Source organism: Sphingomonas sp. (assembly GCF_030145815.1).
Lineage (GTDB): Bacteria > Pseudomonadota > Alphaproteobacteria > Sphingomonadales > Sphingomonadaceae > Sphingomonas.
The window spans coordinates 193,651-217,704 of record NZ_JAIXHL010000001.1 but is presented as its reverse complement, the minus strand read 5'-3'; the positions used below and the strand labels follow the sequence as shown (position 1 = coordinate 217,704).

Annotated in this window: 20 protein-coding genes; 7 read left to right on the top strand and 13 right to left on the bottom strand. The window is 66.4% G+C overall.

Features of this window, described 5'->3' with window-relative positions; genetic code table 11:
- Nucleotides 1-81 precede the first annotated feature (81 nt).
- Entirely contained in the window at nt 82-777 is a 696-nt protein-coding gene (gntA, locus tag KYX69_RS01075; protein WP_300492682.1) for a guanitoxin biosynthesis heme-dependent pre-guanitoxin N-hydroxylase GntA, read from the top strand.
- The gene (locus KYX69_RS01070) at nt 767-1,357 is read left to right on the top strand and encodes an urea carboxylase-associated family protein (RefSeq protein ID WP_300492681.1); all 591 of its coding nucleotides are present in this window, start codon (nt 767-769) and stop codon (nt 1,355-1,357) included. The genes gntA and KYX69_RS01070 overlap by 11 nt, the downstream gene beginning before the upstream one ends.
- A 21-nt stretch (nt 1,358-1,378) precedes the next feature.
- On the opposite strand, the gene KYX69_RS01065 is transcribed toward KYX69_RS01070, so the two are convergent.
- Both KYX69_RS01065 and KYX69_RS01060 read right to left on the bottom strand, forming a co-directional pair.
- Nucleotides 1,379-3,535 (bottom strand): M3 family metallopeptidase, encoded by a 2,157-nt coding sequence (locus KYX69_RS01065; RefSeq protein ID WP_300492680.1) that lies wholly within the window; start codon nt 3,533-3,535, stop codon nt 1,379-1,381.
- Nucleotides 3,536-3,794: 259 nt separating this feature from the next.
- Nucleotides 3,795-4,799 (bottom strand): fumarylacetoacetate hydrolase family protein, encoded by a 1,005-nt coding sequence (locus tag KYX69_RS01060; protein WP_300492679.1) that lies wholly within the window; start codon nt 4,797-4,799, stop codon nt 3,795-3,797.
- A 106-nt stretch (nt 4,800-4,905) separates the two neighbouring features.
- Here KYX69_RS01060 and KYX69_RS01055 point away from each other — a divergent pair, with 106 nt between their 5' ends.
- Complete coding sequence (locus KYX69_RS01055) at nt 4,906-8,283, top strand: PAS domain-containing protein (protein WP_300492678.1); 3,378 nt, start codon at nt 4,906-4,908, stop codon at nt 8,281-8,283.
- 64 nt (nt 8,284-8,347) lie between these two features.
- Nucleotides 8,348-9,637 carry an adenylosuccinate synthase gene (locus tag KYX69_RS01050; RefSeq protein WP_300492677.1) on the top strand — a complete coding sequence of 430 codons (1,290 nt, stop codon included), beginning with the start codon at nt 8,348-8,350 and terminating at the stop codon, nt 9,635-9,637.
- Between the two features lie 41 nt (nt 9,638-9,678).
- On the opposite strand, the gene KYX69_RS01045 is transcribed toward KYX69_RS01050, so the two are convergent.
- From KYX69_RS01045 to KYX69_RS00995, 11 genes are all read right to left on the bottom strand, one after another.
- Complete coding sequence (locus KYX69_RS01045; protein ID WP_300492676.1) at nt 9,679-9,924, bottom strand: hypothetical protein; 246 nt, start codon at nt 9,922-9,924, stop codon at nt 9,679-9,681.
- Nucleotides 9,925-10,053: 129 nt separating this feature from the next.
- Nucleotides 10,054-11,127, bottom strand: coding sequence for a chorismate synthase (gene aroC / locus KYX69_RS01040; protein ID WP_300492675.1), 1,074 nt, complete (start codon nt 11,125-11,127; stop codon nt 10,054-10,056).
- A gap of 68 nt (nt 11,128-11,195) precedes the next feature.
- The gene (locus KYX69_RS01035; RefSeq protein WP_300492674.1) at nt 11,196-11,726 is read right to left on the bottom strand and encodes a GNAT family N-acetyltransferase; all 531 of its coding nucleotides are present in this window, start codon (nt 11,724-11,726) and stop codon (nt 11,196-11,198) included.
- Nucleotides 11,726-12,529 carry an enoyl-ACP reductase FabI gene (gene fabI / locus KYX69_RS01030; RefSeq protein WP_300492673.1) on the bottom strand — a complete coding sequence of 268 codons (804 nt, stop codon included), beginning with the start codon at nt 12,527-12,529 and terminating at the stop codon, nt 11,726-11,728. Before fabI ends, KYX69_RS01035 begins: the two co-directional genes overlap by 1 nt.
- On the bottom strand, nt 12,526-13,467 hold the full coding sequence (locus KYX69_RS01025) for a YihY/virulence factor BrkB family protein (RefSeq protein WP_300492672.1): 942 nt from the start codon (nt 13,465-13,467) through the stop codon (nt 12,526-12,528). Before KYX69_RS01025 ends, fabI begins: the two co-directional genes overlap by 4 nt.
- 9 nt (nt 13,468-13,476) lie before the next feature.
- A complete protein-coding gene (locus tag KYX69_RS01020) occupies nt 13,477-14,418 on the bottom strand; it encodes a DnaJ C-terminal domain-containing protein (protein ID WP_300492671.1) in 942 nt (313 codons plus the stop codon).
- A 79-nt stretch (nt 14,419-14,497) separates the two neighbouring features.
- Nucleotides 14,498-15,376, bottom strand: a complete 879-nt coding sequence (locus KYX69_RS01015; RefSeq protein ID WP_300492670.1) for a transglutaminase family protein — start codon at nt 15,374-15,376, stop codon at nt 14,498-14,500.
- On the bottom strand, nt 15,376-17,856 hold the full coding sequence (locus KYX69_RS01010; protein WP_300492669.1) for a circularly permuted type 2 ATP-grasp protein: 2,481 nt from the start codon (nt 17,854-17,856) through the stop codon (nt 15,376-15,378). The genes KYX69_RS01015 and KYX69_RS01010 overlap by 1 nt, the downstream gene beginning before the upstream one ends.
- Nucleotides 17,857-17,915: 59 nt before the next feature.
- On the bottom strand, nt 17,916-20,378 hold the full coding sequence (ligD, locus tag KYX69_RS01005; protein ID WP_300492668.1) for a DNA ligase D: 2,463 nt from the start codon (nt 20,376-20,378) through the stop codon (nt 17,916-17,918).
- Entirely contained in the window at nt 20,365-20,841 is a 477-nt protein-coding gene (locus KYX69_RS01000) for an MgtC/SapB family protein (RefSeq protein ID WP_300492667.1), read from the bottom strand. The genes ligD and KYX69_RS01000 overlap by 14 nt, the downstream gene beginning before the upstream one ends.
- A 4-nt stretch (nt 20,842-20,845) precedes the next feature.
- The gene (locus tag KYX69_RS00995) at nt 20,846-21,730 is read right to left on the bottom strand and encodes a Ku protein (RefSeq protein WP_300492666.1); all 885 of its coding nucleotides are present in this window, start codon (nt 21,728-21,730) and stop codon (nt 20,846-20,848) included.
- A gap of 100 nt (nt 21,731-21,830) precedes the next feature.
- Between KYX69_RS00995 and KYX69_RS00990 the strand changes: the two genes are divergently transcribed.
- The 3 genes from KYX69_RS00990 (at nt 21,831) to KYX69_RS00980 (ending at nt 24,041) form a co-directional block, all read left to right on the top strand.
- Nucleotides 21,831-23,354 carry a sodium:solute symporter gene (locus tag KYX69_RS00990; RefSeq protein ID WP_300492856.1) on the top strand — a complete coding sequence of 508 codons (1,524 nt, stop codon included), beginning with the start codon at nt 21,831-21,833 and terminating at the stop codon, nt 23,352-23,354.
- A 65-nt stretch (nt 23,355-23,419) separates the two neighbouring features.
- The gene (locus KYX69_RS00985) at nt 23,420-23,629 is read left to right on the top strand and encodes a helix-turn-helix transcriptional regulator (protein ID WP_300492665.1); all 210 of its coding nucleotides are present in this window, start codon (nt 23,420-23,422) and stop codon (nt 23,627-23,629) included.
- A complete protein-coding gene (locus tag KYX69_RS00980) occupies nt 23,601-24,041 on the top strand; it encodes a hypothetical protein (protein ID WP_300492664.1) in 441 nt (146 codons plus the stop codon). Before KYX69_RS00985 ends, KYX69_RS00980 begins: the two co-directional genes overlap by 29 nt.
- Nucleotides 24,042-24,054: the final 13 nt, after the last annotated feature.

Here is a 24,054-nt window from a genome sequence, read left to right as displayed (position 1 = left end):
ACGGAATAAGACGGGCTCGGCTCTTTTACGGGAGCCGGCCCTTTCTTTTGAACAACTTGGCCGTTCGGGCGTTGGCCCGACATGCTGAAACCCTGCAACGATTCCGCGCATCCGCTGGCGGAACGCTTTCGCGCGTTCGTCAAATCGCCCGACTTCCCCTGCGTTGGTGCGAAGTCCGCACTGAGTCGCGACCGCATGCGCTTCGTCGTTGGCAAGGACATCGGGTCGGCGTGGGACGATCTGCGTATTCTGCCCAATCTGCACGACCTCGCCGCCAGCTACCGCGCCGAGCCTCAGCTGTTCCAGTCACTTGTCGTGTTGTTCGAACAGGACCGCGCGCTTGACGAGCCGACGTTCGAGGCAAACCTATGGGCGCGGCTGCAGTCGCTGACCGACAAGGATGAATGGCTGGGCCAGCCGGGCGATCCGCGCGTCAGCCACGATCCCGACGATCCGCACTTCTCGCTCAGCTTCGGCGGAGAGGCGTTCTTCGTCGTCGGTCTTCACCCGCAGGCCAGCCGGCCCGCGCGTCGCTTCGACCGCCCGGCCCTGGTGTTCAACCTGCACGACCAATTCGAACAGCTACGCGCGCAGGGCCGTTACGAGAAATTGCGCGATTCGATTGTCGCGCGCGATGTCGCACTGGCGGGAGCGCCCAATCCAATGCTGGCGCAGCACGGCACGGTGTCGGAGGCGCGGCAATATAGCGGGCGGGTGGTCGATCCCGAATGGCGCTGTCCGTTCCGCGGACGCGGAGGTGCTCAGGATGCCGCATAGGATCGCCCCACGCTCGGGCGTCGCGTTCGAGGTGCCGAAGGGTGCCTTGTTGACCGTCACCGATCCGACCGGTGAGCAGGTCGCCGACCTGCTCGCCTATCGCAAGGACGATATCGGCGAGGTGATTTCGTCGGGCCGGACTTTGGATTATGCGAGCCGCATCTATCTGACGACGGGCGATAAACTCTATTCGAACCGCAGCAACGTGTTGCTGGAGATCGTCGAGGACGATGTGGGGCGGCATGATTTCCTGCTGACGCCGTGTTCGAAGGACACGTTCCGCATCATCTATGGCGACACCGATCCGCACCGCGGATGTTTCGGCAACCTCGCCGCCGCGCTCGCGCCTTACGGGGTCGAGGAGGACATGATCCCGACCGCGTTCAACTGTTTCATGAACGTGCCTGTTGACGGCATGACGGGCGAATTGCGCGTCGATCCGCCGCTGAGCAAGGCGGGGGATCGGATCGTATTTCGGGCGCTGGAGGATCTCGTCATCGGACTGACCGCCTGTTCGGCGCTGCAGTCGAACAACGGTTCGTTCAAGCCGATCGACTGGGAGGTGACGCTGCCGGAGTGACCCGGCAGCGCCAAATTTCCCTCAGTTTCCAGTCGGGAAGCCGCGACGCTTGAACAGCGCGTTGACGTCCGGATCGCGGCCGCGGAAGGCCTTGTACGCTTCCTTGCGGTCGGTTTCGTTGCCGGTTTCCAGCAGAATTGTGCGGAACTTGTCCGCCGTTGCCTTGTCCCAGACATTGCCCGTTTCCTCGAACGCAGCCCAGGTATCGGCGTCCATCGTCTCCGACCAGAGGTAGCTGTAATAGCCCGCCGAATAGGCGTCGGAGGAGAAGAGGTGATTGAACTGGGGCAGGCGGTGGCGCATCACGATCTCGCGCGGCATACCCAAAGAAGCGAGCGTGTCGCGTTCGAACGCGTCGGGATCGGTCACCGGGGTGTCGCGATTGTGGAGTTGCATGTCCACAATGGCGGATGAGAGATACTCGACCGTGTCGAACCCCTGGTTGAAGGTCGACGCCTTTTCGATCTTCTCGACCAGCGCCGCCGGGATCACCTCACCCGTCTTGTAGTGCTTGGCGAAGCGGTTGAGCACGTCGGGGGTGAGCAACCAGTTCTCGTTCACCTGGCTGGGATATTCCACGAAGTCGCGCGGCGTGCCGGCAAGGCCCGGATAATAGACATTGCCGAGCAGGCTGTGCAGCGCATGGCCGAATTCGTGGAACAGCGTCGAAGCATCGTCGATGCTGATCAGCGTCGGCTCGCCGCCGCCGCCCTTGGTGAAGTTGTTGTTGTTCGACGCCAGCACGATATCGTCACCGCGCAGCCCCGAACGGCTGCGATAGCTGGTCGCCCAGGCACCCGAACGCTTGCCCGCGCGTGCGAAATTGTCGAGGTAGAAGACGCCGATCGTCTTGCCCAGGCGCTTGACCTCGAACGTCCGCACATCGGCCTGGAACACCGGGATCGCGCCGGTATTTTCCTTGAACTCAAGGTCGTAGAGCCGCCCGGCGGCGTAGAACATGGCGTTGACCATGTTGTTGAGCTCAAGATACGGCTTCACCTCGCTCTCATCGAGGTCGTACTTCGCCTTGCGGACCTTCTCCGCATAATAGCGATAGTCCCAGCCCTCGATCTTGATCTTGGGCCCCTTGCCCGCCTTTGCCTCTTCATCGGCCAGCGCCTGCATGTCGGCGACTTCCTGTTTCACGCGAGCGACCGCCGCGGGCCAGACCGACATCATCAGCTTGGTCGCGTTCTCCGGCGTTTCGGCCATGGTGTCGTCCATGCGGTAATGCGCATGGGTCTTGAAGCCGAGGATCTTGGCGCGCTCCTGACGCAGCTTCAGGATGTTGGCGATGATCGCATTGGTATCGTTCGCGCCGCCATTGTCGCCGCGATTGATGTACGCGTTATAGACCTTCTCGCGCAGCGCGCGGTTGGTGGCGTACATCAGGAAGGGCTGCATCGACGAACGCGTGTTCTTGACTGCCCATTTGCCCGCCTGCCCGCGCGCCTTGGCCTCTTCGGCGAGGCTCGCCTTGAAGCTGTCGGGCAGGCCGGCGAGGTCCGCCTCATTGTCGATGATGATCGCGGTTTCTTCGTCCGCCAGCACGCGGCGGCTGAATTCGGTGTAGGCGACCGACAGCTCGCCGTTGATCCGCTTGATCTCCGCTTTTTGCGCCTCGTTCAGCAGCGCGCCGGAGGTCACGTAGTCGCGATAGCTGCGCTCGAGCAGGCGCATCTGCTGGGCATTGAGGCCGAGCGTATCGCGCTTGTCATAGAGCGTCTTCACCCGCTGGAACATCTTGGGGTCGAGGCTGAGTTCGGTCGAGAAGGCCGACAGCTTCGGGCTCCACTCACGCGCGATCTTCTGCACCTCGGGGCTGGCGAGGTTGCTGGTATAGACGCCCCAGACCGGGAAGATGCGGGCCAGCGACGTGGTCACCTTGGCCGGTGCCTCGATCGTGTTGGCAAAGGTCGGTGCCTCGGGATTGTCGCGCACCTTGGCGAAAGCAGCGCGTGCCTCAGCCATGCCCTTTTCAAAGGCAGCGGGGAACATCGCCGGGGTCACCTTGTCCCACTGGGGAACGCCGTCGAACGGGCCGGGCCAGGTGTCGATCATCGGTGCAGGGTCCACGGTGGCGGTTGCGGCCGGCGCGGCCGGGGTCTGGGCAGCGGCGGGCAGGATCGACAGGAGCGAGGCGGTGGCGAGCAAAATCGCGCCGGATACGGGCTTCATGAACTTCCCCTGGGAGATGGTGTGATAGCGGGATGATACGGCCCGGCGCATGGTTGGCAAGCCGGACTCGACGAACTGCATGGCCGGTTGCAGTGCTATTCCTCCCCTGAACTTGTCTCAGGGGAGGGGGACCGCACGCGCAGCGGGTGGTGGAGGGGCGCCGGGGGCAGCTCGGCAAAATTCCGCCGCTTGCAGCGGCGGCCCCTCCGTCATTGCTTCGCAATGCCACCTCCCCCAGCAAGCTGGGGGAGGAATGCGCTTATACCCCGACGGTCTGTTCGATCGTGCCGAAGATCGGGTGATGCCGGTCGTCCTCGGCCCAGATACGGACGGTGTCGCCGGCTTTCAGAAACGGAGTCGTCGGCTTGCCGTCGCGGATCGTTTCGACCGTGCGGACTTCGGCGAGGCAGGAATAACCCACGCCGCCCTGCGCGATCGGCTTGCCGGGACCGCCATCGGCATCGCGGTTCGACACGGTGCCCGATCCGATGATCGTGCCAGCACCCAGCGCACGGGTCTTGGCGGCATGGGCGATCAGCGTGCCGAAATCGAAGGTCATGTCCTCCCCTGCCTCGGCGCGGCCAAAGGGCTGGCCGTTCAGGTCGACCATCAGCTTGCGGTGCAGCTTGCCGTCCTGCCACCAGTCGCCCAGTGCATCAGGGGTGACGAACACCGGCGAAAAGGCGCTGGCGGGCTTGGACTGGAAGAAGCCGAAGCCCTTGGCGAGTTCGCCCGGGATCAGGTTGCGCAAGGAGACGTCGTTGGTGAGGCCGACCAGCCGCACCGCCGCGAGCGCTTCCTCCCGGCTCGCGCCGAGCGGCACGTCGCCGGTGACGACGACGACCTCCGCCTCAAGGTCGCAGCCCCAGTCTTCGTCGGCGAGCGGGATCGGGTCGCGTGGCCCCAGGAACCCGTCGCTGCCACCCTGATACATCAGCGGATCGTGCCAGAAGGTTTCGGGCATTTCGGCCCCGCGCGCCTGCCGCACCAAAGCAACATGGTTCACATAGGCCGAGCCATCGGCCCATTGATAGGCGCGCGGCAGCGGCGCGGCGGCTTCGCGCTCATGGAACCGCTCGCGCGGGATTACCTCATGGTCGAGATCGGTGGCGAGGTTGCGCAAGGGGCCCTCATAGCGATCCCAATCGTCGAGTGCCGCCTGCAGCGTGCCGACGATGTGACCGGCATCGGCATACCAGGCGAGGTCGCTCGACACGACGACAAGGCGGCCGTCACGTCCGTGTTTCAGACTGGCGAGTTTCACGCTGCTTCTCCTGCTCCTGGCCCGCCTGCTCTAACCGGCTGGTTTTCGGCGAGTCCTTACCCAAGTTGCATTGACAGGCGCGGGCGCAACCCGCAACGCTGAACAGATGTATTCCGAGCTTCGATTCCTGGAGCAAGGCGGCGAGATGGGTCGTCGTATTCGGGAGCATGACTGGGCCGCGACGCCGCTCGGACCGCCCGACAGCTGGCCGCAACCGCTGCGCTTTGCGCTGGGCATCTGCCTGGGATCGCAGATGCCGACCGCGATCTATTGGGGACCGGAGCTGCGGCTGTTCTACAACGACGCCTGGGCCCCGATCCCCGCCGAGCGCCATCCCGCCGCGCTGGGAAAGCCCGGAGCCGAGGTGTGGCCCGAAATCTGGGACGTGGTCGGCCCGCAATTCGCCCAGGTGATTGCGACGGGCAAAGGGTTCGCCACCTATGACCAGCGACTGGACATGGCGCGGGGTGGGGTGCCGCGAGAAACTTATTGGAATTACAGCTTTACCCCGATCCGCGACGAGCATGGCCGCGTCTGCGGCATCCTCAATCAGGGGAATGAAACGACCGCGACGGTGTTCTCGCAACGCGAACGCCGCGCCGAGGTCGAGCGGCTGCACGAATTGTTCCAGCAAGCGCCGGGCGCGGTCGCGTTGCTGGAGGGCCCGGACCATGTCTTCGCGCTCACCAACCCCGCCTATCATGCGCTGACCGGGCGCGCCGAACTGATCGGCAAACCCGTTGCGGAGGCGCTGCCGGAGATCATCGACCAGGGGTTTGTCGACCTGCTCGACCAGGTGTTCGAGACTGGTGTTGCCTATCGCGCCAGCGCCCAGCCGGTGCTGCTGACGCGCGACGGGGTCGATGAGACCCGCATGGTCGATTTCGTGTTTCAGCCGATCAAGGACGCCGCTGGCGCGACCACCGCGATCTTCATCGAGGCGAATGACGTCACCGAGCGGGTGACCGCCGAGTCGCGGCTGCGCGAGAGCGAGGAACGGCTTCAGCTGGCGCTGCAGGCGACCAATATCGTGGGGGTTTGGGACTGGGATCTGGTCACCGACCGGCTGAAGACCGATGCGCGGTTGGCGCGTCTTTACGGCGTGGATGCGACCCTGGCCGAACAGGGCGAGTCGAGCGCGGCTTTCCTCCGCCATGTTCATCCGGAAGATGTGGAGCGGCTGCGCGCCGGGATCGGCGAGGCGGTCCGCAGCGGGGACCCGTTTTCGAGCGAGTATCGGCTGGTCGACGCGGACGGGCGCGTGCGCTGGGTCACTGCGCAGGGGCGCTGCAGCTACAATGCCGAAGGACGCGCGGTGCGCTTTCCCGGCGTCATTTTCGAGATCACCGAACGGCGCGAGGCGGAGGAAGCTGCGCGCAGGGCCGCCGCCGACCTGGAGGCCGCGACGCAGGATCAGGCGTTCCTGTTCGACCTTGCCGGGCGCCAGCGTGCGCTGGATTCGCCCGAGGCGATCATGCGGCTCGGCGCGGGCGCCATTGCCGAACGCTTGGGTATCGATCGCGTGGGTTTCTACCGCGTTACCGACAATGACGCGGTTCAGTTCGGCCCCTGTGTCACGTCCGGCAAGCTGCCTTCGCTGGAAGGGACACGCCGTCTCGACATGAACGCCGCCAATGCGATCTATCGGCAGGGGCAGACCCTTGTGTCGCATGACGCAGCCAACGACCCGCGCTTCGTGGGCAGCGACCTGTCGCGTTACTCGCCCGCGGCGGTGGGCGTCCCGCTGATGCGCGGTGGGGCCTGGGTCGGCAGCCTCTATGCCAATCAGGCGGAGCCGCGCCAGTGGCGCCCCGAGGAGGTCGCGCTGATCGAGGCCAGCGCGCAATCGACCTGGGACGCGGTGGAACGGGCCGCCGCCGTCATCGCGCTGCGCGAGAGCGAGGCGAAGTTCCGCGCGATCGCCAATTCGATCGACCCGATGGTGTGGTCGACGCTGCCCGACGGCTTTCACGATTATTACAACGACCGCTGGTACGAGTTCACCGGCGTCCCCTATGGCTCTACCGATGGCGAGGCTTGGAACGACATGTTCCACCCCGACGACCAGCCGCGCGCCTGGGGGGTGTGGCGGCGGTGCCTGGAAACCGGCGAACCCTATCACATCGAATATCGGTTGCGGCACCATAGCGGCACCTATCGCTGGGTGCTGGGGCGCGCGCAGCCGGTGCGTGACGACGCCGGCGCAATCACCCGCTGGTTCGGCACCTGCACCGATATCCAGGACATTGTCGATGCGCGCGAAGTGTTAGCCCGCTCGCGGCACGAGCTGGAGCAGGCGGTCGAGGAGCGCACGCGTCAGCTGATGTCGGCGGAAGAACGGTTGCGTCAGGCGCACAAGATGGAGGCGGTCGGCCAGCTGACCGGGGGCATCGCGCACGACTTCAACAATATGCTCGCGGTGATCATCGGCTCGCTCGACATGCTGGAGCGGCGCATCGCGCAGGGGGCGACCGATCTCGACCGCTACATCGTCGCCGCGCGCGACGGCGCGACGCGGGCGGCGGCGCTGACCCAGCGGTTGCTCGGTTTTGCTCGGCAACAGCCGCTGGCACCGGTTCCGCTCGACATTAATGCGCTGGTATCGGACATGATCGACCTGTTGATGCGCACATTGGGCGAGAAGGTCACGGTCGAGACGCGGTTGCAGAGCCACTTGGCCCCGGCGCTGGCGGATCCCAATCTGCTCGAGAATGTGATCCTCAACCTGTCGGTGAACGCACGCGACGCGATGCCCGATGGCGGCAGGTTGACGATCGAAACCGCCAACCGCGTGCTCGACGGGGGCGAGGCGGGCGAGCTTGGCCTGGCGGCGGGCGATTATGTCGCGCTGACCGTTGCCGACACCGGCGTCGGCATGTCGCAGGAGGTCGCGGCGCGCGCGTTCGACCCGTTCTTCACCACCAAGGGCGTGGGCAAGGGCACCGGGCTGGGGCTGAGCCAGGTCTTCGGCTTTGCCCGCCAGTCGGGCGGCCATGTCGCGATCGACACCGCGCCGGGCCGGGGGACGCGCGTAATCTTGCTGCTCCCGCGCCATGACGTGGCGCCCGATGCGAGCGTTGTGGGGACGGATGCTGCGGCGCTGCGCACCGGATCGCCCGATGAGGTGGTGCTGGTGGTCGAGGATGAGGAGCGGGTGCGCAACCATTCGGTCGAGGCGCTGCGCGAGCTGGGCTATACCGTGCTGCAAGCGCCCGACGGGATCGAAGCGCTGCGCATCATGGCGCGCGGGCAGCAACCGATTTCGCTGCTGTTCACCGATGTCGTGATGCCGGAGATGACCGGCGACGAACTCGCCCGGCGCGCGCGTGAGCGCCAGCCGGGGCTCAAGGTGCTCTATACCAGCGGCTATACCCCCGATGAGAATGCGATCACCAATGACGCGGGGATCGCCGCCGCGCTGATCGCCAAGCCGTTCGGCGTTGCCCAGCTCGCCGCCAAGGTCCGCGCCACGCTGGACAGCTGACCAGCGCTGGACGTAGCGGCCTCCGCCCTTTAGGGGAGCCGCGCATACCGGAAAGGATCGGAATTTGGCGAACGTCGCGGTGATCGGCGCCCAATGGGGCGATGAGGGCAAGGGCAAGATTGTTGACTGGCTCGCCAGCCGCGCCGACCTGGTCGTCCGCTTTCAGGGCGGGCATAATGCCGGCCACACGCTGGTCGTCGGCGACAAGGTCTACAAGCTGTCGCTGCTCCCCTCGGGGCTGGTGCGCGGCACGCTGTCGCTGATCGGCAATGGCGTGGTGTTCGATCCCTGGCATTTCCGCGACGAAATGGAGAAGCTGCGCGCACAAGGCGTGGAGATCACCCCGGAGACGCTGCAGGTTGCCGAGACCGCGCCGCTGATCCTGCCCTTCCACCGCGACCTCGACGCGCTGCGCGAGGATGCGAGCGGGTCGGGCAAGATCGGCACCACCCGCCGCGGCATCGGCCCGGCCTATGAAGACAAGGTCGGTCGCCGCGCGATCCGCGTGTGCGACCTGGCGCATCTCGACGATCTGGGACCGCAGCTTGATCGCCTCTGCGCACATCACGACGCGCTGCGCGCCGGGTTCGGCCAGCCGCCGATCGACCGCGCGGCGCTGATCGCCGAGCTGCGCGAGATCGCCCCTTCGGTGCTGCCCTATGCGGCGCCAGTGTGGCTGACGCTGAAGGGCGCGAAGGAAGCGGGCAAGCGCATCCTGTTCGAAGGGGCGCAGGGCGCATTGCTCGACATCGACCATGGCACCTATCCGTTCGTCACCTCGTCGAACACGGTGAGCGGCGCGGCGGCGTCGGGCTCCGGCCTGGGCCCGGGGTCGGTCGGCTTCGTGCTGGGGATCGTCAAGGCGTACACGACGCGCGTCGGCTCGGGCCCGTTCCCGAGCGAACAGGATAACGAGATCGGCGAACTGCTCGGCACGCGCGGGCGCGAGTTCGGCGTCGTGACGGGTCGCAAGCGCCGCTGCGGCTGGTTCGACGCCGTGCTGGTGCGCCAGTCGGTCGCGCTGAGCGGGGTCACCGGGATCGCGCTGACCAAGCTCGACATTCTCGACGGGATGGAGACGCTGAAGATCTGCACCGGCTACACCGTCGGCGACAAGCATTACGACTATCTGCCCCCCAGCCCGCAGGATCAGGCGCGCGCAGTCGCGGTCTATGAGGAGATCGAGGGCTGGAGCGAGTCGACCGCGGGCGCGCGCAGCTGGGCGCAGCTGCCGGCGCAGGCGATCAAATATATCCGGCGGATCGAGGAGCTGATCGGCTGTCCGGTGGCGCTGGTGTCGACCAGCCCGGAGCGCGAAGACACGATCCTGGTACGCGATCCGTTCGCGGACTGAAGGTAACCCGGACGCGGCACGCCGCGCCCGGGGACGAAACGTCAGTAGTAGGTCGAATTGGGTTCAGGCGCTGTATCGGTCCCGTCCTGCGTCGGATCGGCCGGCTCGGCACTCGGCTCTACATCCGTGCGGTTGGACAGCGTTTCGGGCGCGGTGGTGTCGTCGGGCACCGCCTGGTTGGTCATGTCGTTCTGCAGCGGCGGATCGATCTGCGGCGTGCCGATCGCAGCGATGGCGGCGGACGATCCGCACAGGGCGATGAGGCTGAACAGCGTCTTGTGGCGCATGGGATACTCCTAGTTACACGGCGCGGGTTGAACGCACGCTGCTCTACAGAAGCCGCACCCCGGTTCCTCGGCCCACCGGCGATGGTGCCCGGCTCGCCCATCAACTGCGCTGCGCGAGCGGCAGGCCGATCACCCGCACTGTGCGCGGTGGAGGAGTTTCTGGTCGGCCAGCACCAGTGCCATCATCGCCTCGACCACCGGCACCCCGCGAATGCCGACGCAGGGGTCGTGGCGGCCCTTGGTACGGATCTCGGTCGCTTCACCCTCGCGCGTGATGGTCTCGACCGGAGTGAGGATCGAGCTGGTCGGCTTGAACGCGACGCGCACCCGCACCGGTTGGCCGGTCGAGATGCCGCCCGCGATGCCGCCGGCATGGTTGGCGAGGAATTGCGGACCGGCCCCCGGCGTGCCGGGGCGCATCGGATCGGCATTGCCCTCCCCTGTCGCCAGCGCCGCAGCGAAGCCGTCGCCGATCTCGACGCCCTTGACCGCATTGATGCTCATCATCGCCGCCGCCAGCTCGCTGTCGAGCTTGGCATAGAGCGGCGCGCCCCAGCCGGCGGGCACACCCTCGGCCTCGCACACCACCACCGCGCCGAGCGAGGAACCATCCTTGCGCGCGGCGTCGATGATCTTCTCCCACTGCTCAGCCGCGACCGGGTCGGGGGCGAAGAAGGCGTTGTTGTTGATCTCGTTTTCGTCGAACCGCGAATAGAGGATCGGGTGCTGGCCGATCTGTTCGACCCAGGCGCGGATGCGGACCTCCGGGATCACCTTGCGCGCCACCGCCCCCGCCGCGACGCGCATCGCCGTCTCACGCGCCGAGGAGCGCCCGCCGCCGCGATAGTCGCGAAAGCCGTATTTGGCGTCATAGGCATAATCGGCATGGCCCGGGCGATAGGCGCTCGCGACCTCCGAATAATCCTTTGAGCGCTGGTCGACATTGTCAATCAGCAGGCCGATCGGGGTGCCGGTCGTCCGCCCCTCGAACACGCCGGAGAGGATGCGGACCTGATCCGGTTCCTGCCGCTGCGTGGTGAAGCGCGACTGGCCGGGGCGGCGCTTGTCGAGGAAGGGCTGGATATCGGCTTCGCTGAGGGTGAGGCGCGGCGGGCAGCCATCGACCACGGCACCGATTGCGGGACCATGGCTTTCGCCAAAGGTGGTGAAGCGCAGCACGCGGCCGAAGGTATTGAAGCTCATGGCGTCATCTCCTTGCCGATTGCATCGCGATTTGGAAGCAAGAAGGGCGCGGGGCCGGGCAATGCCCGCTATGCCTCGGCCTGTTCTCCGAGCGCCGCGAATGCGCAGGCATGGGCCGCGATGCCGCGCACGCCGCACGGCAGCTTTCCATCCTGCAACGCCAGCGCCATCAGATAGTCCCCGGCATAGGGCGAGTCGAACCCGCGCGCGAGGTCGGCGGCGTAACCGAAGCGGCCGTAGTAAGCCGGATCGCCGAGCACGAAGCTGAGCAGATAGCCGGCATCGCCAAGATGCCGATGCCCGGCCGCGATCAAGGCTTCGGCCACACCCTGCTGGCGATACGCCGCCTCGACCGCGACCGGCGCGAGCGCGACGGCGGCGAGGGCCACATCGTTGACGCGCACGTCCATCCGGCTGAACGCGACCATGCCCGCCAGCGCGCCGGTCTCTTCGTCATCGGCGACCAGCGTCAGTACCATGTCGCCATCGATGCATAGCCGCTGCACCAGCAACGCCTCATCCGCCGCCGGAAAGCTGCGTCGCAACAGCGCGTCGATCGCGGCGACATCGCCACCGGTGGCGGGGCGTATGGCGATCATCACACCAGCGCGATATCCGGGGCGTCCTCTGCCTTCATGCCGATGACGTGGTAGCCAGCGTCGACATGGTGGGTTTCGCCGGTGGTGCCGCTCGACAGGTCGGACAGGAAATAGAGGCCGGCGCCGCCGACATCCTCGATCGTCACGTTGCGCTTCAATGGCGCGTTGAGCTCGTTCCACTTGAGGATCAGGCGGAAGTCGCCGATGCCGCTGGCCGCGAGCGTCTTGATCGGGCCGGCGCTGATCGCGTTGACGCGGATATTCTGCTTGCCGAGATCGACCGCGAGATACTGGACGCTGGTTTCCAGCGCCGCCTTGGCCACGCCCATCACGTTATAGTGCGGGATGACCTTCTCCGCGCCGTAATAGGACAGCGTCAGCAGCGATCCGCCATTCGGCATCATCGCCTGCGCGCGCTTGGCCACCGCGACGAACGAATAGACGCTGATGTTCATCGTCATCAGGAAATTGTCGAGGCTGGTGTCGACATAGCCGCCGCGCAGTTCGTTTTTGTCCGAAAAGCCGATCGCGTGGACCACGAAGTCGATGGTCGGCCAGCGCTCCGCCAGCGTGGCAAAAGTCTTGTCGAGCTCGGCCATGTCGCTGACATCGCAGTCGATCAGGAAATCGCTGCCCAGTTCCGCCGCGAGCGGTCGCACGCGCCGCTCCAGCGCCTCGCCCTGATAGCTGAACGCCAGTTCCGCACCCTGTTCGCGCAGCTTCTTGGCGATGCCCCATGCCAGCGAACGATCATTGGCGAGCCCCATGATCAGCCCGCGTTTACCCTGCATCAATCCGGTCACGTCTTACCCTCCGGTCCCTCTGACGGTGTCTCTAGCCCGGTTTCGGGCGTTTCTGCCAGTGCGGCGTTGAGCTCGGCGCCGATAACGACGCCAAAGCCGATGAGAAAGAAGAAGATGAGCGCGACCATCACGCCGGCGAGGCTGCCATAGGTCAGGCCATAGCCACCGAACGCGCCGATCACCGCAGGCAAGGCGGCAGTGCAGCCCATCCACCACAGAGTCACGAACGCCGGGCCGGGCCATTTGGGGCAGCCGGACTTGCGGTAACGCGACGGGGTCAGCGTGTAGAACAGGATGTAGAGCGCGCCGAACAGCGCGATGGCGGGCGCGACCTTGGTCAGCGAGATCACCCGCGCCGCGTCGGAGGCAAAGGGGATCACGCGCAGGATGAACTGCTCCGCACCGCTGAGCAGCAGCTGGAAGCTGAAAGCCATCATTGCCAGGATCACCGAGGCGATCACCATACCGATCGCCGCCAGCTTGAGCCGCCAGAACGGCGTGACCGAAGGGATTCCATAGGCCTGACGCAGGATCGCGCGAATCGTCTCGATGAAGCCTGATGTCGTCCATAGCCCAACGAGCGCGCCTAACCACAGCAGCGAACCCGAACGCCCTTCTAGCACCTCGATGATCGCCGGGCGCAGCAGATCGGCAACCTCGGGCGGCACGGTGCGCAGGAATGCACCGACCGCCTGAAGCCCGTCGCCGGTGCGCCCGACCAGCCGCGCCACTGCGGTGGCGACGATGAAGAAGGGGAACAGCGTGACGAGGCTGAGATAGGCGAGGTTGCCGGCATGGGTGAAGCCGTCGTTGAAGGCACCGACCGCCACCCGCTTCGTCACCTCGATTGCCCGGTCGGTGACGCCGAGATCGGACAGCTTCTTGTGAAAGCCGTGCCGGCGGGCCTCGGGCGATTCAGGGGAAATCGGCTCGGTCACGATACCCGTTCAGACGCCCAACCGCGCGCGGGGGTTCCCCTGATCGGTCCAGTCGGCGACGAACTCGGCGAGCTTCGGGTCGGCCCCGGGGATTTCGATCATCAGTGTGACGAGCAGGTCGCCCCGCGCCGTCTTGCCGTGAAAGCCGCGATCCTTGAGCCGCAGTGTCTTGCCCGAACTCGACCCGGCGGGAACCTTGAGGTTCACCGGCCCTTCGGGCGTGGGCACGCGCACACTCGCGCCGGCCACCGCTTCCTTGAGCGTGATCGGCAGGTCGAGGCGGATATGGTCGCCGTCGCGGGTGAAGAAGCGATGCGGCTCAACCTCGATCGTCACGATGGCATCGCCATTGCCGCCCGGTCCGGCATCGCCCTTGCCCGCGAGGCGCATCTGGGTGCCGGTGTCGACGCCCTTGGGCAGTTTGAGGTCGATGGTCGATCCGTCGCGCAGCTGAATTCGCTGTTGCTTGAGCGCGGCGGCATCTTCGAAGGGCACGCGCAGGCGATAGGCGACATTCGCGCCCTTGGCCGGCGGCGGACGGCGACCAAAGCCGCTGGAGAAGCCGCCACCGGGGTGTCCGCCGGCGCGGCCGCCAAACAGCCCCTCAAGAATATCCTCGAACCCGGCATCCCCGCCGCCGCCGAAGTCGAACTGAGCACCGCCGGGGCGAAAGCCGCCCTGCGGACCGCTGCGCGCGCCCGCGAATCCCCCGCCGAACGGCGAGGTCGGGTTGCCGTCGCCGTCGATCTCACCCCGGTCGAAGCGCGCTCGCTTGTCCTTGTCCATCAGCAGGTCATAGGCCTGCGTCACCGTGCCGAACCTCTCCGCGGCCTTGGGATTGTCCTGGTTGCGGTCGGGATGCAGCTCCTTCGCGAGCTTGCGGTACGCTTTCTTGATCTCGTCCTCGCTGGCCCCGCGCGAGACTCCCAAAATTGCGTAAGGATCGGCCACGTGTTTCCCCGGTTATTCTGATGATCGTGTATTGCCCCGCTACATCGGCATGGCGGAGCGCGGATGCAAGTCGGACAGGCTAATCGAGCGGCTCGACATCCACCGACACATGCATGTCCTGCGCGCCCGAACCCAGCACGATGCCGTCGATCGGGGCGATGTCGGTATAGTCGCGGCCGATCGCGACGACGACATGATCGCTCGCCATCCAGATGCCGTTGGTCGGATCGACCCCGACCCAGCCGCGCGCATGCCCGCACCACAGCAGCACCCAGGCATGGGTGGCGTCGGCACCGACCAGGCGCGGCTGGCCGGGCGGGGGGAGCGTACGCAGATAGCCCGAGACATAGGCGGCGGGCAGTCCCGCGGCGCGCAGGCCGGAGATCATGATCTGCGCGAAATCCTGACACACGCCGCCGCGCTTGAGGAACGCCTCACGCGGGGGGGTGTCGACCAGCGTGGCGGTGGGGTCGAAGGCGAACTCGTTCTGGATGCGCCGGGCGAGCGCGATGGCGGCGTCGAGCGCGCCGCGCGACGGGTCCAATTCCTGCGCGCACCACTCCGCGATGTCGCGGTCGAGCGGGATGAGTGGCGAAGGGAAGAGATAGGAGGCGGGGCTGGCCGGCCCGGCATCGCGGCTGGCGCGCGCTTCGGCGGCGACCTGCGCCAGCGTGGGATCGTCGGGCGCGGGCATTGGCACCGGGCGATCGACGGTGATGGTGCAGCGGCTCTCGATCGTCAGGCTCTGTACCGGCTGAGTCACGACGAGACGCACGACATTGGCGAGCCCCGCCTCGGCCCGCGCGGGCGCGGTGCTGCCGCCGGGCTGCACGGTCAGGCTATAGTCGTGCAGTTCCTGCCCCGACCAATGGATCGGCTTGAGGCGCAGGTTGCAGCGGGCGAACCCGACCGGCTCGGCATAGTCGAACCGCGTGACATGGCGAATGGCGTAGCGCATCAGCCGACCACAAGCCCGGCGGCGCGCAGCGGTTCCGATCCGTGGAGGAAATAGCGGCGGGCGACCGCTTCGGAGAGCGCGGCGAGCTTGTTGCCGATGGCGTAGAGCTGGTCGAGGTCGAAGCTGGCGGCGTGCGCCGTCCCGACGAGCGCGGCGAGTTCGCGGGCGATGGCCTGTTGCGGCTCGGCCAGGCCATCGTCGGACAGGCGCGGCAATGCTTCGAGATGTGCCGAGATCGCCGCGACCTGAAACGCGATGCCGCGCGGGTTGCCGGGGTCGAGCGCGATCAGGTCGACCACCGGCACGCGGGCAATGCCGGTCAGGTAACGCTGGCGATAGCTGATCTGGCTGTCGGCCAGGTCGAGCAGCGCGGACAGGTCGTCGCTCGTGGCCTCGACATGGCCGAGCAGCCGCAGCGCGGCAACCGTCGCCACCGCGCGCTCGACCCGGCGGCCAAGGTCATGGAAACGCCAGGCATCGGTGCGACCCATATGCTCCGACGATAGACCCGCCAGCGCGTAATAGCGCCGCTGCAGCGACCCGGCCCGGTCGAGCGCACTGCCTCGCGTCGGATAGGGTGCGTCGAGCAGGCGGATCATGTCGGCGGACAGGCGGTCGCGGCTGATCGCGCCGATCGCGCGCGCCTGACGGTTGATTGCGCGCACGCTGTACCAGCCATCGGTCGCGTCCATCGCGGCTTCGGCAAAGCGGGTGAGGTGCGCGCGGCCCAGGCTATCGGGCTGGGGCGCTGCCCCGCCCTCGACCACAAGGCGCACCAGCCGACCGACCGTATCGGCGGCGAGCGCCGCGCCACTGTCGGCGCTGATCGAATGGCCGAGCAGCGCGCGGATCACGCCAAGCCGCGCCTCGCCGCGCTCGAGATAGCGGCCGAGCCAGAAGAGATTGTCGGCGACGCGGCTGGGCAGGGTGCCGGGGTTGCGGCGCAGCTGGGTGGAGTCGCTCGGCTGGAGCAGGGTCACCGGGGCTACCGCATCGCCGCCATGGATCACGACATCGGCGGACCAATTGCCCTCCCCCATCACCGCCGCACGCGCATCGGGCTTTTCACCGATCTGCGCGAAGCCGCCGGGCATGACGTGCCAGCTGCCGTCCGCGCCGCGCGCCGCGAACACCCGCAGCGTGAAGGGGCGCGCTTCCAGTCGGCCATCGCTGACTACGGGCATAGTCGATAGGCGCACCACCTCCTGCCCGACATAATCCTGCGGGCGGCGGTCGAGATCGGCGCGCAAAGCGGCGCGCATTTCGGGCGACATCGCCGAGCCGAGCATCGCATCGGACAGGACATTGGTCGCAACACCGAAAGCGGGAGCGATCACCATATTGTCCAAGTCGCTCGCCACCTCGGCGCATTCGCGCGGCTGGCCGCACCACCAGGTCGCGATATTGGCGAGCTTCAGGCTCTCGCCCGTCAGACGGGCGCAGACGCGCGGCAGGAAGGCGGCGAAGGCAGGTGCCTCCAGCATCCCCGCGCCGGGTGAATTGGCGATCACCACCTCCCCCTGCGCCATCGCGTCGATCAGGCCCGGCACGCCGATCGCCGAATGCGAGTCGAACGCGAGCGGATCGATCATCCGCGGATCGACCCGCCGCCACAGCGCATCGACGCGCTTCAGCCCGGCGATGGTGCGGAGGTAAACGCGGTCGTCGAGCACGGCGAGATCGCCACCCTCGACCAGCAGGAAGCCGAGATAGCGCGCGAGATGCGCCTGTTCGGCATAGCTGGGGTTGAGCCGGCCCGGCGTGAGCAGCCCGATGCGGGGATCGGCGCGCTTGCACCGCGCGGCAATCCCCTCACGAAAGGCGGCAAAGAACGGCGCGTGCCGCTCGACATTGAGCCGCCCCTGCAAGCCCCCCAGCATCCGCGCAATGGCGAGCCGGTTTTCGAGCGCATAGCCGGCCCCGGCTGGCGCGCGCAGATGATCGGCGAGCACGCGCCACTCGCCCGAAGGTCCGCGGCACAGGTCGAATGCGACGAAATGGAGGTGGCAGCCGCCGGGCGGCTCCAGCCCCATCATCGGGCGCAGGAAATAGGGGCTGCCGGTCAGCAGGGTGGCAGGCAGGCTTCCGCCGCGCACGAGAGTCTGCTCGCCATAGCTGTCGGCCAGGATCGCTTCGAGCAGGTCGGCGCGCTGGGCGACGCCTGCGGCGATCCTCTGCCATTCGCGCTTTTCGATCAGCAGCGGGACCGGCGAGAGCGGCCAGGGCCGTTCCTCGCCCTCGCCCGCGATGCGAAAGCCGGTGCCGATATCCTCGGCATGACGCTGTGCCCGCTCGCGCGCAGCGGTAAGGTCGTCGCCGGCGCGCTCGGCCAGTTCCTCGAGCGCCGCGTTCCAAGCGGGATCGTCGAGCCCGGCGGCGTAGAGCATGTCAGTCGCGGGGGTCGCGGCGCGATAGTCCGTCAGCCAGCGCCGCGCGATCGCCGCCGTGTCATAGCCGGTGTCCGCAACAGCGCTCGCCATTCATTACCCCCTTGGACCTGATGTTCTGTGACGGGGTTGCTGCGCAGGTGCAACAAGGATCAGATATCGGGCAGCACCTGATCCGCCTGACCCCAACCGGCGAGCGCGCGTCCGGTCGCGCGATCCAGCAGCAGCGCGGCGTCGCGAACACTGAACAATTGCGCGCTGTCGGCGTCGCGCAATTCGCTCCAGCTGACCGGCGCGGACACCGGCGCGCCGGGGCGGGCGCGGGCGACATAGGGCATCACCGCCGTACTGCCGCGCTGATTGCGGAGATAATCGATAAAGATGCGGCCCTTGCGATCGGCCTTTTTTAGGTTGGCGGTGAAGCGATCGGGCTCGGCCTGTGCCAGCGCGCGGGCGAAGCGATCGGCAAAGGATTTGGCGGCGGGCCACTCCGCCTGCGGGGTCAGCGGCACGATGACGTGCACGCCCTTGCCCCCGGTCAGCATCGGGAAGCTGGTGAGGCCCATGTCGGCGAGATGCTGTTTGAGGTCCGCCGCGGCCGTCTTGACCCTGGCGAAGTCGAGCCCCTCATCGGGGTCGAGGTCGAACACCAGCCGGTCGGGCTTTTCGACATCCTCCACCCGGCTGCCCCAGCCGTGGAACTCGATCGTCCCCATCTGGACGCAGGCAAGTACGCCATCGGCATCGTCGACCCACAGATAAGGTTCGGTCGATCCGTCCTTCTCGCGAATGTCGACATGATGGACATGGTCGCCGAAGCTGCCCGCGTCATGCTTCTGGAAGAAGCATTGCTTGGCCCGACCCTGCGGACAACGCACCAGGCTGATCGGGCGATGCGCGAGCCATGGCAGCATGATCGGCGCGACGGCGGCATAATAGTCCGCGAGCTGACCCTTGGTGATCTTCGAGTCGGGAAAGATCACGCGGTCACGGCTGCTGATCTTCACGTCGCTCTGCGGCGCGGGTGGCGGCGGGGCGGCGGTTTCGGTCACGATCTCGGCGGCAGGCTTGTCGTCGCGCAGCGCGATGAAGCTGGCGTGGCGGACGACGTTTTCGGCGGTGAATTCGGCAAAGGCGACCTCCGCGACCAGCTTGGGCGAGACCCAGTGTGCGCCGCGTGCCGCGACCTTGGGCACATCGGCGGGCGGCGTCTTGCGTGCGATGCGCGCGAGTTTGTCCATCAGCGCGGCGGAATTCGATGCGTTGAATCCCGTACCGACCTTGCCGGCATAGCGCAGCGCCCCGCCCTCATGCACGCCGAGCAGCAGCGAACGCAGCCCTCGCCCACTGGCGCTGCTGGGCAGCCAGCCGAGGATCACGAATTCCTGCCGCCGTGTGCATTTGATCTTGAGCCAGCTTTTCGTACGCTTGCCGCGATAGGGCGCATCGGCACGCTTCGAGATGACGCCTTCATGGCCCTCGCGGCACATCGCCTCGAACAGTTTTTCGCCCGCACCAAGGACGTGTTCTGAGAACAGCAGGCGCGGATCGGCGCCGTCGAGCAGCGTGCGCAGCCGCTCCTTGCGATCGATCTGGGGGAGGTCGGTCAGGTCTTCGCCATCCAGTTCGAGCAGGTCGAAGGCGAAAAATGCAACATCGCCGCTGCCGCTGGAGAGCGCGTCCTGGAGTGTCGAGAAATCGGGCTTGCCGTCCTTGAACGCGACCACTTCGCCATCGACCAGCGCGGAGGATGCCGGGAGGGTGGCAGCAGCCTCGGCGATGCTCGCGAACTTGTCGGTCCAGTCGAGCCCGCTGCGGGTATAGACGTGCGGCCCGCCCTTGCCAATCGCGACCAGCGCGCGGTAGCCGTCATATTTCATCTCGTGCAGCCAGCCGTTGCCGGAGGGGACGGCATCGACCAGCGTGGCGAGTTGAGGATCGCGGAACTTGGGCGGCTTCGCGTCGCCCCGGCGTAGGCCGGGGCCGCCATGTTTCGCGCCACCACTTGGCGGCCCCGGCCTGCGCCGGGGCGACGGTTTCACGCCTTCTGCAATCTCCTGCATCGTACGGCCGGTCGCGACGCTGGTGAGGCCCGTTTCGACCAACGCATCGGTCGCGCCGGCATAAGCATCGTCGATCTTGCGCAGCAGCCAGTTCTCGCGCTTCTCCTTACCGCGGGGCTTCAGGCGGATGAGCAGCCATTCGCCCTTCATCCGCTCGCCATCGAGGGTGAAATGGAGATGCCCCTTGTCCAGATCCTTCGCGCTCTTGCCCGGCACCGGCGCCCAGGTGCCGCGGTCCCAAAGCATGACGGTGCCGCCACCATATTCGCCCTTGGGAATTGTCCCTTCGAACGTCGCATAGGACATCGGGTGATCCTCGGTGCGCACCGCCAGTCGCTTTTCGTCGGGGTCGAGGCTGGGGCCGCGCGTCACCGCCCAGCTTTTGAGCACGCCGTCCACCTCCAGCCGGAAATCCCAGTGGAGGCGCGTCGCGTCGTGTTTCTGGACCATGAAGGTCCGGCCTTCCCCCTTGCCGATCTCCCCGCGCGGCTCCGCCGTCTTGGCGAAATCACGCATCGCATTGTAGCGTTCGAGCGGATCAGCCTTGGCCATTGCTCTTCCTGAAGGCGCGCAGTTCGATCCAGCCGAACAGGGTGAGCAACAGCACCGACCCCAGCGTGCCGATCACCGCGATCGGATACAGCCCCGCACCGAACGCAATCCCGATCGACGCAGCCAGCCAGATATGCGCGGCAGTGGTCAGGTTCTTGACCTCACCCTTGGCGAACACGATCAGCGCGCCGCCGATCACGCCGGCCATTGCCGCCGTTCCTTCAATTACGCGGAGCGGGTCGGCTTGGGATTCGGTGCCGCCGAGCTGGTAGTAGAGGGCGAGTGCGGACAGCGTGATCAGCGCGGCGGAGAAGCACAGGATGGCATGGGTGCGCAGCCCCGCTCCATGACCGCGCACTTCGCGATCGAGGCCGAGGAGCAACCCGGCGATCGCGGCTCCGCCCAGCCGCAGCCACGGATCCCAGCCGAGCGCGTCGAAGGTGACCGGCGGGTTCAACTCCATCGTGTCACGCCCGCTTGCGCGCCGGGGCCTTGGCCGCGGACTTTTTCGCCGGGGCCTTTTTCGCGGGCGTCTGGCTCGCCGACTTGGCAGCACCGCCCGGCTTTTCCAGGCTCTTCTTGAGCGCCGCCATCAGGTCGACGACGTTCGATCCGCGTGCGGCACCGCCCGAATCGCTGTCCTCGATGATCTTGCGGTTGCCCTTCTGCTTCTGCTTGCGCGCGATCAACCCCTTGAGCGCATCGACATAGCGATCGTGGAAGGTCGCGGGGTCGAATTTCGCCGATTTCTTCTCGATCAGCGATTCGGCGAGGTCGAGCAAGTCCGCGTCCGGCGCGGTATCGGGAATGTCGCGGAAATAGCCCTGCGCTTTGTGCACCTCATCAGCATAGCGCAGCGTTTCCAGCACCATGCCGCGCCCGCACGGCTTCAGGCTCACGACATATTCGCGCCCGCGCATCGCCAGTTGGCCGAGGCCGACCTTCTTGGTCCGCTTGAGCGCCTCCCGCAGCACGACGAACGCCTCTTCGGCGAGGTCGTCGGCGGGGACGACGAAATAGGGCTTTTCGTAATAGAGCACGTCGATCTCATGCGCGTCGACGAACTGGGTCAGCTCCAGCGTCTTCTTGGACTCGAGCTTGACCGCATCGATCTCGTCCTGGTCGAGCAGGACGTATTCGCCCTTGTCGACCTCGAACCCCTTCATGATCTCATCGGTGTCGATCGCGCCGATGCCGGGCACGACCTTTTCATATTTGATCCGCTTGCCCGAGGGTTCGTGGACCTGGTGGAATGCCACCTGCGCGCCCGATTTGGTGGCGCTGTAGATCTCGACGGGAATCGAGACCAGCGCGAGACGGATCTGCCCCTGCCAATATGCGCGCGCTGCCATGCCCGGTCCTTTTGTTGCGAGGCCGATTCAAAGCGTGAGCGCGGGAGTCGTTCCGCAACTTGGCGCGTGACCTTGCAAAGACCTCTGCTACACCTTGGCGATGATGCTGCATTTCGCCGCGCTCGACTGGCTCGTGGTCGGGCTCTACCTTGCCGTGCTGGCCGGGCTGTCCTGGCATTTCAACCGGGTCGAGACGCGCAATGCGGGGGATTATTTCCTCGCGGGGAACAGCGTGCCGGCGTGGCTGGCCGCCGTGTCGGTGCTGGCGACGCAGCAGTCGGCGGCGACCTTCCTCGGCGCCCCCGATTACGGATATCGCAGCGATTACAGCTATCTCGGCGCGGTGGTGGGCGCGGTGCTCGCGGCGTTCTTCGTCGCGCATGTACTGATCCCGCGCTTCTACGCACTGCGCGTCGCCACGGTCTATGAGCTGCTCGAAACGCGCTACGACGCGCGGGCCATGCGTTGGGCGGGGGGCATGTATCTGGCGGGGCGCATCCTGTCGGGTGGTGCGCGCGTCTATCTGGCGGCGATCGCGATCGCGATGGTGGGGTTCAACGCGATCGATGCGGGATCGATCATCCTGTCGGCGGCGGCGGTGATGCTCGCCAGCCTGGCGTTCACCCTGCGTGGAGGCCTCAAGTCTGTGATTTGGAACGATTTCGTCCAGTTCATCGTCTATGCCGGCGCGGCCATCGCTGTCCTGATCTTCCTGCGCGCCGCGATCCCGCTCGACAATGCGGCGCTGATCGACGCGCTGCGCAATGCGCCCGATGGGGTGAACAAGCTGCGATTGTTCGACCTGTCGACCGATCTGTCCAAGCCATTCACGCTGCTCGCCGCGGTCACCGGGCTGTTCCTGCTCAACACCGCCAGTTCCGGCCTCGATCAGGATACCACCCAGCGGCTGCTCGCCAGCCCCGATGCGAAGACCGGCGCGCGCAGCCTGATCATGTCTGCGCTGGGCAGCGTGCCGATCATCGCGATCTTCGTGACCATCGGGCTACTGCTGCACATCTTCTACGACCGTCCCGACATCATGGGGGCAACCAATTCGGTCTCCGCCAATTTCGCGGGCGAGAAGATCACCGTGTTCGTCCACTATATCCTGACCCAGCTGCCCCCCGGGCTGCGCGGGCTGGTGACGATCGGGGTGATCGCGGCGGCGGTTTCGACCGTCACCTCGGCGCTCAATTCGATGTCGTCGGTGGTCGTCAGCGATTTCTATCGCCCCTGGCGCGAGGCGCGCGGCGGGGCGGAGGATCGGCATTATGTCCATGCCGGGCGCTGGGGCATGGTCGCGGTCGCCGTCGCGATGTTCGCCACCGCGGTGCTGAGCTATTATTGGCAGAAGCACAGCGACATGCCGCTGCTCGAATTCGTGCTGTCGGTGATGGTGTTTGCCTATGCCGGGCTGCTCGGCGTCTATGCGGTCGCGCTGTTCACGACTCGGGGAAGCACGGCGTCGGTGATCGCCGCGCTGCTGACCGGCTTTGTCACCGTGTTTCTGCTCCAGCCCTTTGCCTTCGGATCGACCGCGCTCGCTTTTCCCTATCTGCTGTGCATCGGCACGGTTGCCGCAGCGCTGGTCGCCGCGATTCCGGGGGGCAAAAAATCCACTTGACGCGTGTAATGGTAACCTGACATATAGTCACCTGTGGCTGACACAATGTCAGGGAACAGTGACGAATGCGGAACCGTCTGAAAGTGCTGCGCGCCGAACGCAACTGGAGCCAGTCGGAACTGGGCGGGCATCTGGGCGTGTCGCGACAGGCGGTGAACGCGATCGAGACGGGGAAATATGACCCCTCGCTCCCGCTCGCCTTCCGTATCGCGCGACTGTTCGACCTGAGCATCGAGGAGATTTTCGATGACGCGGAGCATGATGATGGCGAATGAAGTGAAGGACGGTCTTGCCGCCGCGCGCGCCCGCACGCGGCGCCAGCGGATCATCCTGTTCACGCTGATGGGCGCCGGCGCAGTGGTCGGCTTCTTCTCGGCGATGTTCGAGGTAGAGGGCGGCGAGTTCCTGGAAGGCATCCCCGCCGCCTGGGCCATCGCCGCGTCACTGATCACCACCATCGGCATCGCCTATGGCGGCTGGCGCTACAACCGCGTCACCGACGAACTGGAGCGGCGCGACAACCTCTGGTCGTCGGCGATCGCGCTCAACTTCTACCTCGCGCTCTATGCCAACTGGTATCTGTGGTGGCGCGGCGGACTGGTGCGTGAACCCCAGCATGAAGCGCTCGCCGTCGCGACCTTCGCGGTGATGATGCTGGCCTATGGTTACAAGAAATTACGACCCTGAGCTAAACTAACCC

Bases quoted from the DNA above. Each gene is read 5' to 3' on its own strand.
- gntA (WP_300492682.1), top strand. From the start codon at position 82: ATGCTGAAACCCTGCAACGATTCCGCGCATCCGCTGGCGGAACGCTTT.
- KYX69_RS01070 (WP_300492681.1), top strand. From the start codon at position 767: ATGCCGCATAGGATCGCCCCACGCTCGGGCGTCGCGTTCGAGGTGCCG.
- KYX69_RS01065 (WP_300492680.1), bottom strand. From the start codon at position 3,535: ATGAAGCCCGTATCCGGCGCGATTTTGCTCGCCACCGCCTCGCTCCTG.
- KYX69_RS01055 (WP_300492678.1), top strand. From the start codon at position 4,906: ATGTATTCCGAGCTTCGATTCCTGGAGCAAGGCGGCGAGATGGGTCGT.
- KYX69_RS01045 (WP_300492676.1), bottom strand. From the start codon at position 9,924: ATGCGCCACAAGACGCTGTTCAGCCTCATCGCCCTGTGCGGATCGTCC.
- aroC (WP_300492675.1), bottom strand. From the start codon at position 11,127: ATGAGCTTCAATACCTTCGGCCGCGTGCTGCGCTTCACCACCTTTGGC.
- KYX69_RS01035 (WP_300492674.1), bottom strand. From the start codon at position 11,726: ATGATCGCCATACGCCCCGCCACCGGTGGCGATGTCGCCGCGATCGAC.
- KYX69_RS01015 (WP_300492670.1), bottom strand. From the start codon at position 15,376: ATGCGCTACGCCATTCGCCATGTCACGCGGTTCGACTATGCCGAGCCG.
- KYX69_RS01010 (WP_300492669.1), bottom strand. From the start codon at position 17,856: ATGGCGAGCGCTGTTGCGGACACCGGCTATGACACGGCGGCGATCGCG.
- ligD (WP_300492668.1), bottom strand. From the start codon at position 20,378: ATGGCCAAGGCTGATCCGCTCGAACGCTACAATGCGATGCGTGATTTC.
- KYX69_RS01000 (WP_300492667.1), bottom strand. From the start codon at position 20,841: ATGGAGTTGAACCCGCCGGTCACCTTCGACGCGCTCGGCTGGGATCCG.
- KYX69_RS00995 (WP_300492666.1), bottom strand. From the start codon at position 21,730: ATGGCAGCGCGCGCATATTGGCAGGGGCAGATCCGTCTCGCGCTGGTC.
- KYX69_RS00990 (WP_300492856.1), top strand. From the start codon at position 21,831: ATGATGCTGCATTTCGCCGCGCTCGACTGGCTCGTGGTCGGGCTCTAC.
- KYX69_RS00985 (WP_300492665.1), top strand. From the start codon at position 23,420: ATGCGGAACCGTCTGAAAGTGCTGCGCGCCGAACGCAACTGGAGCCAG.
- KYX69_RS00980 (WP_300492664.1), top strand. From the start codon at position 23,601: ATGACGCGGAGCATGATGATGGCGAATGAAGTGAAGGACGGTCTTGCC.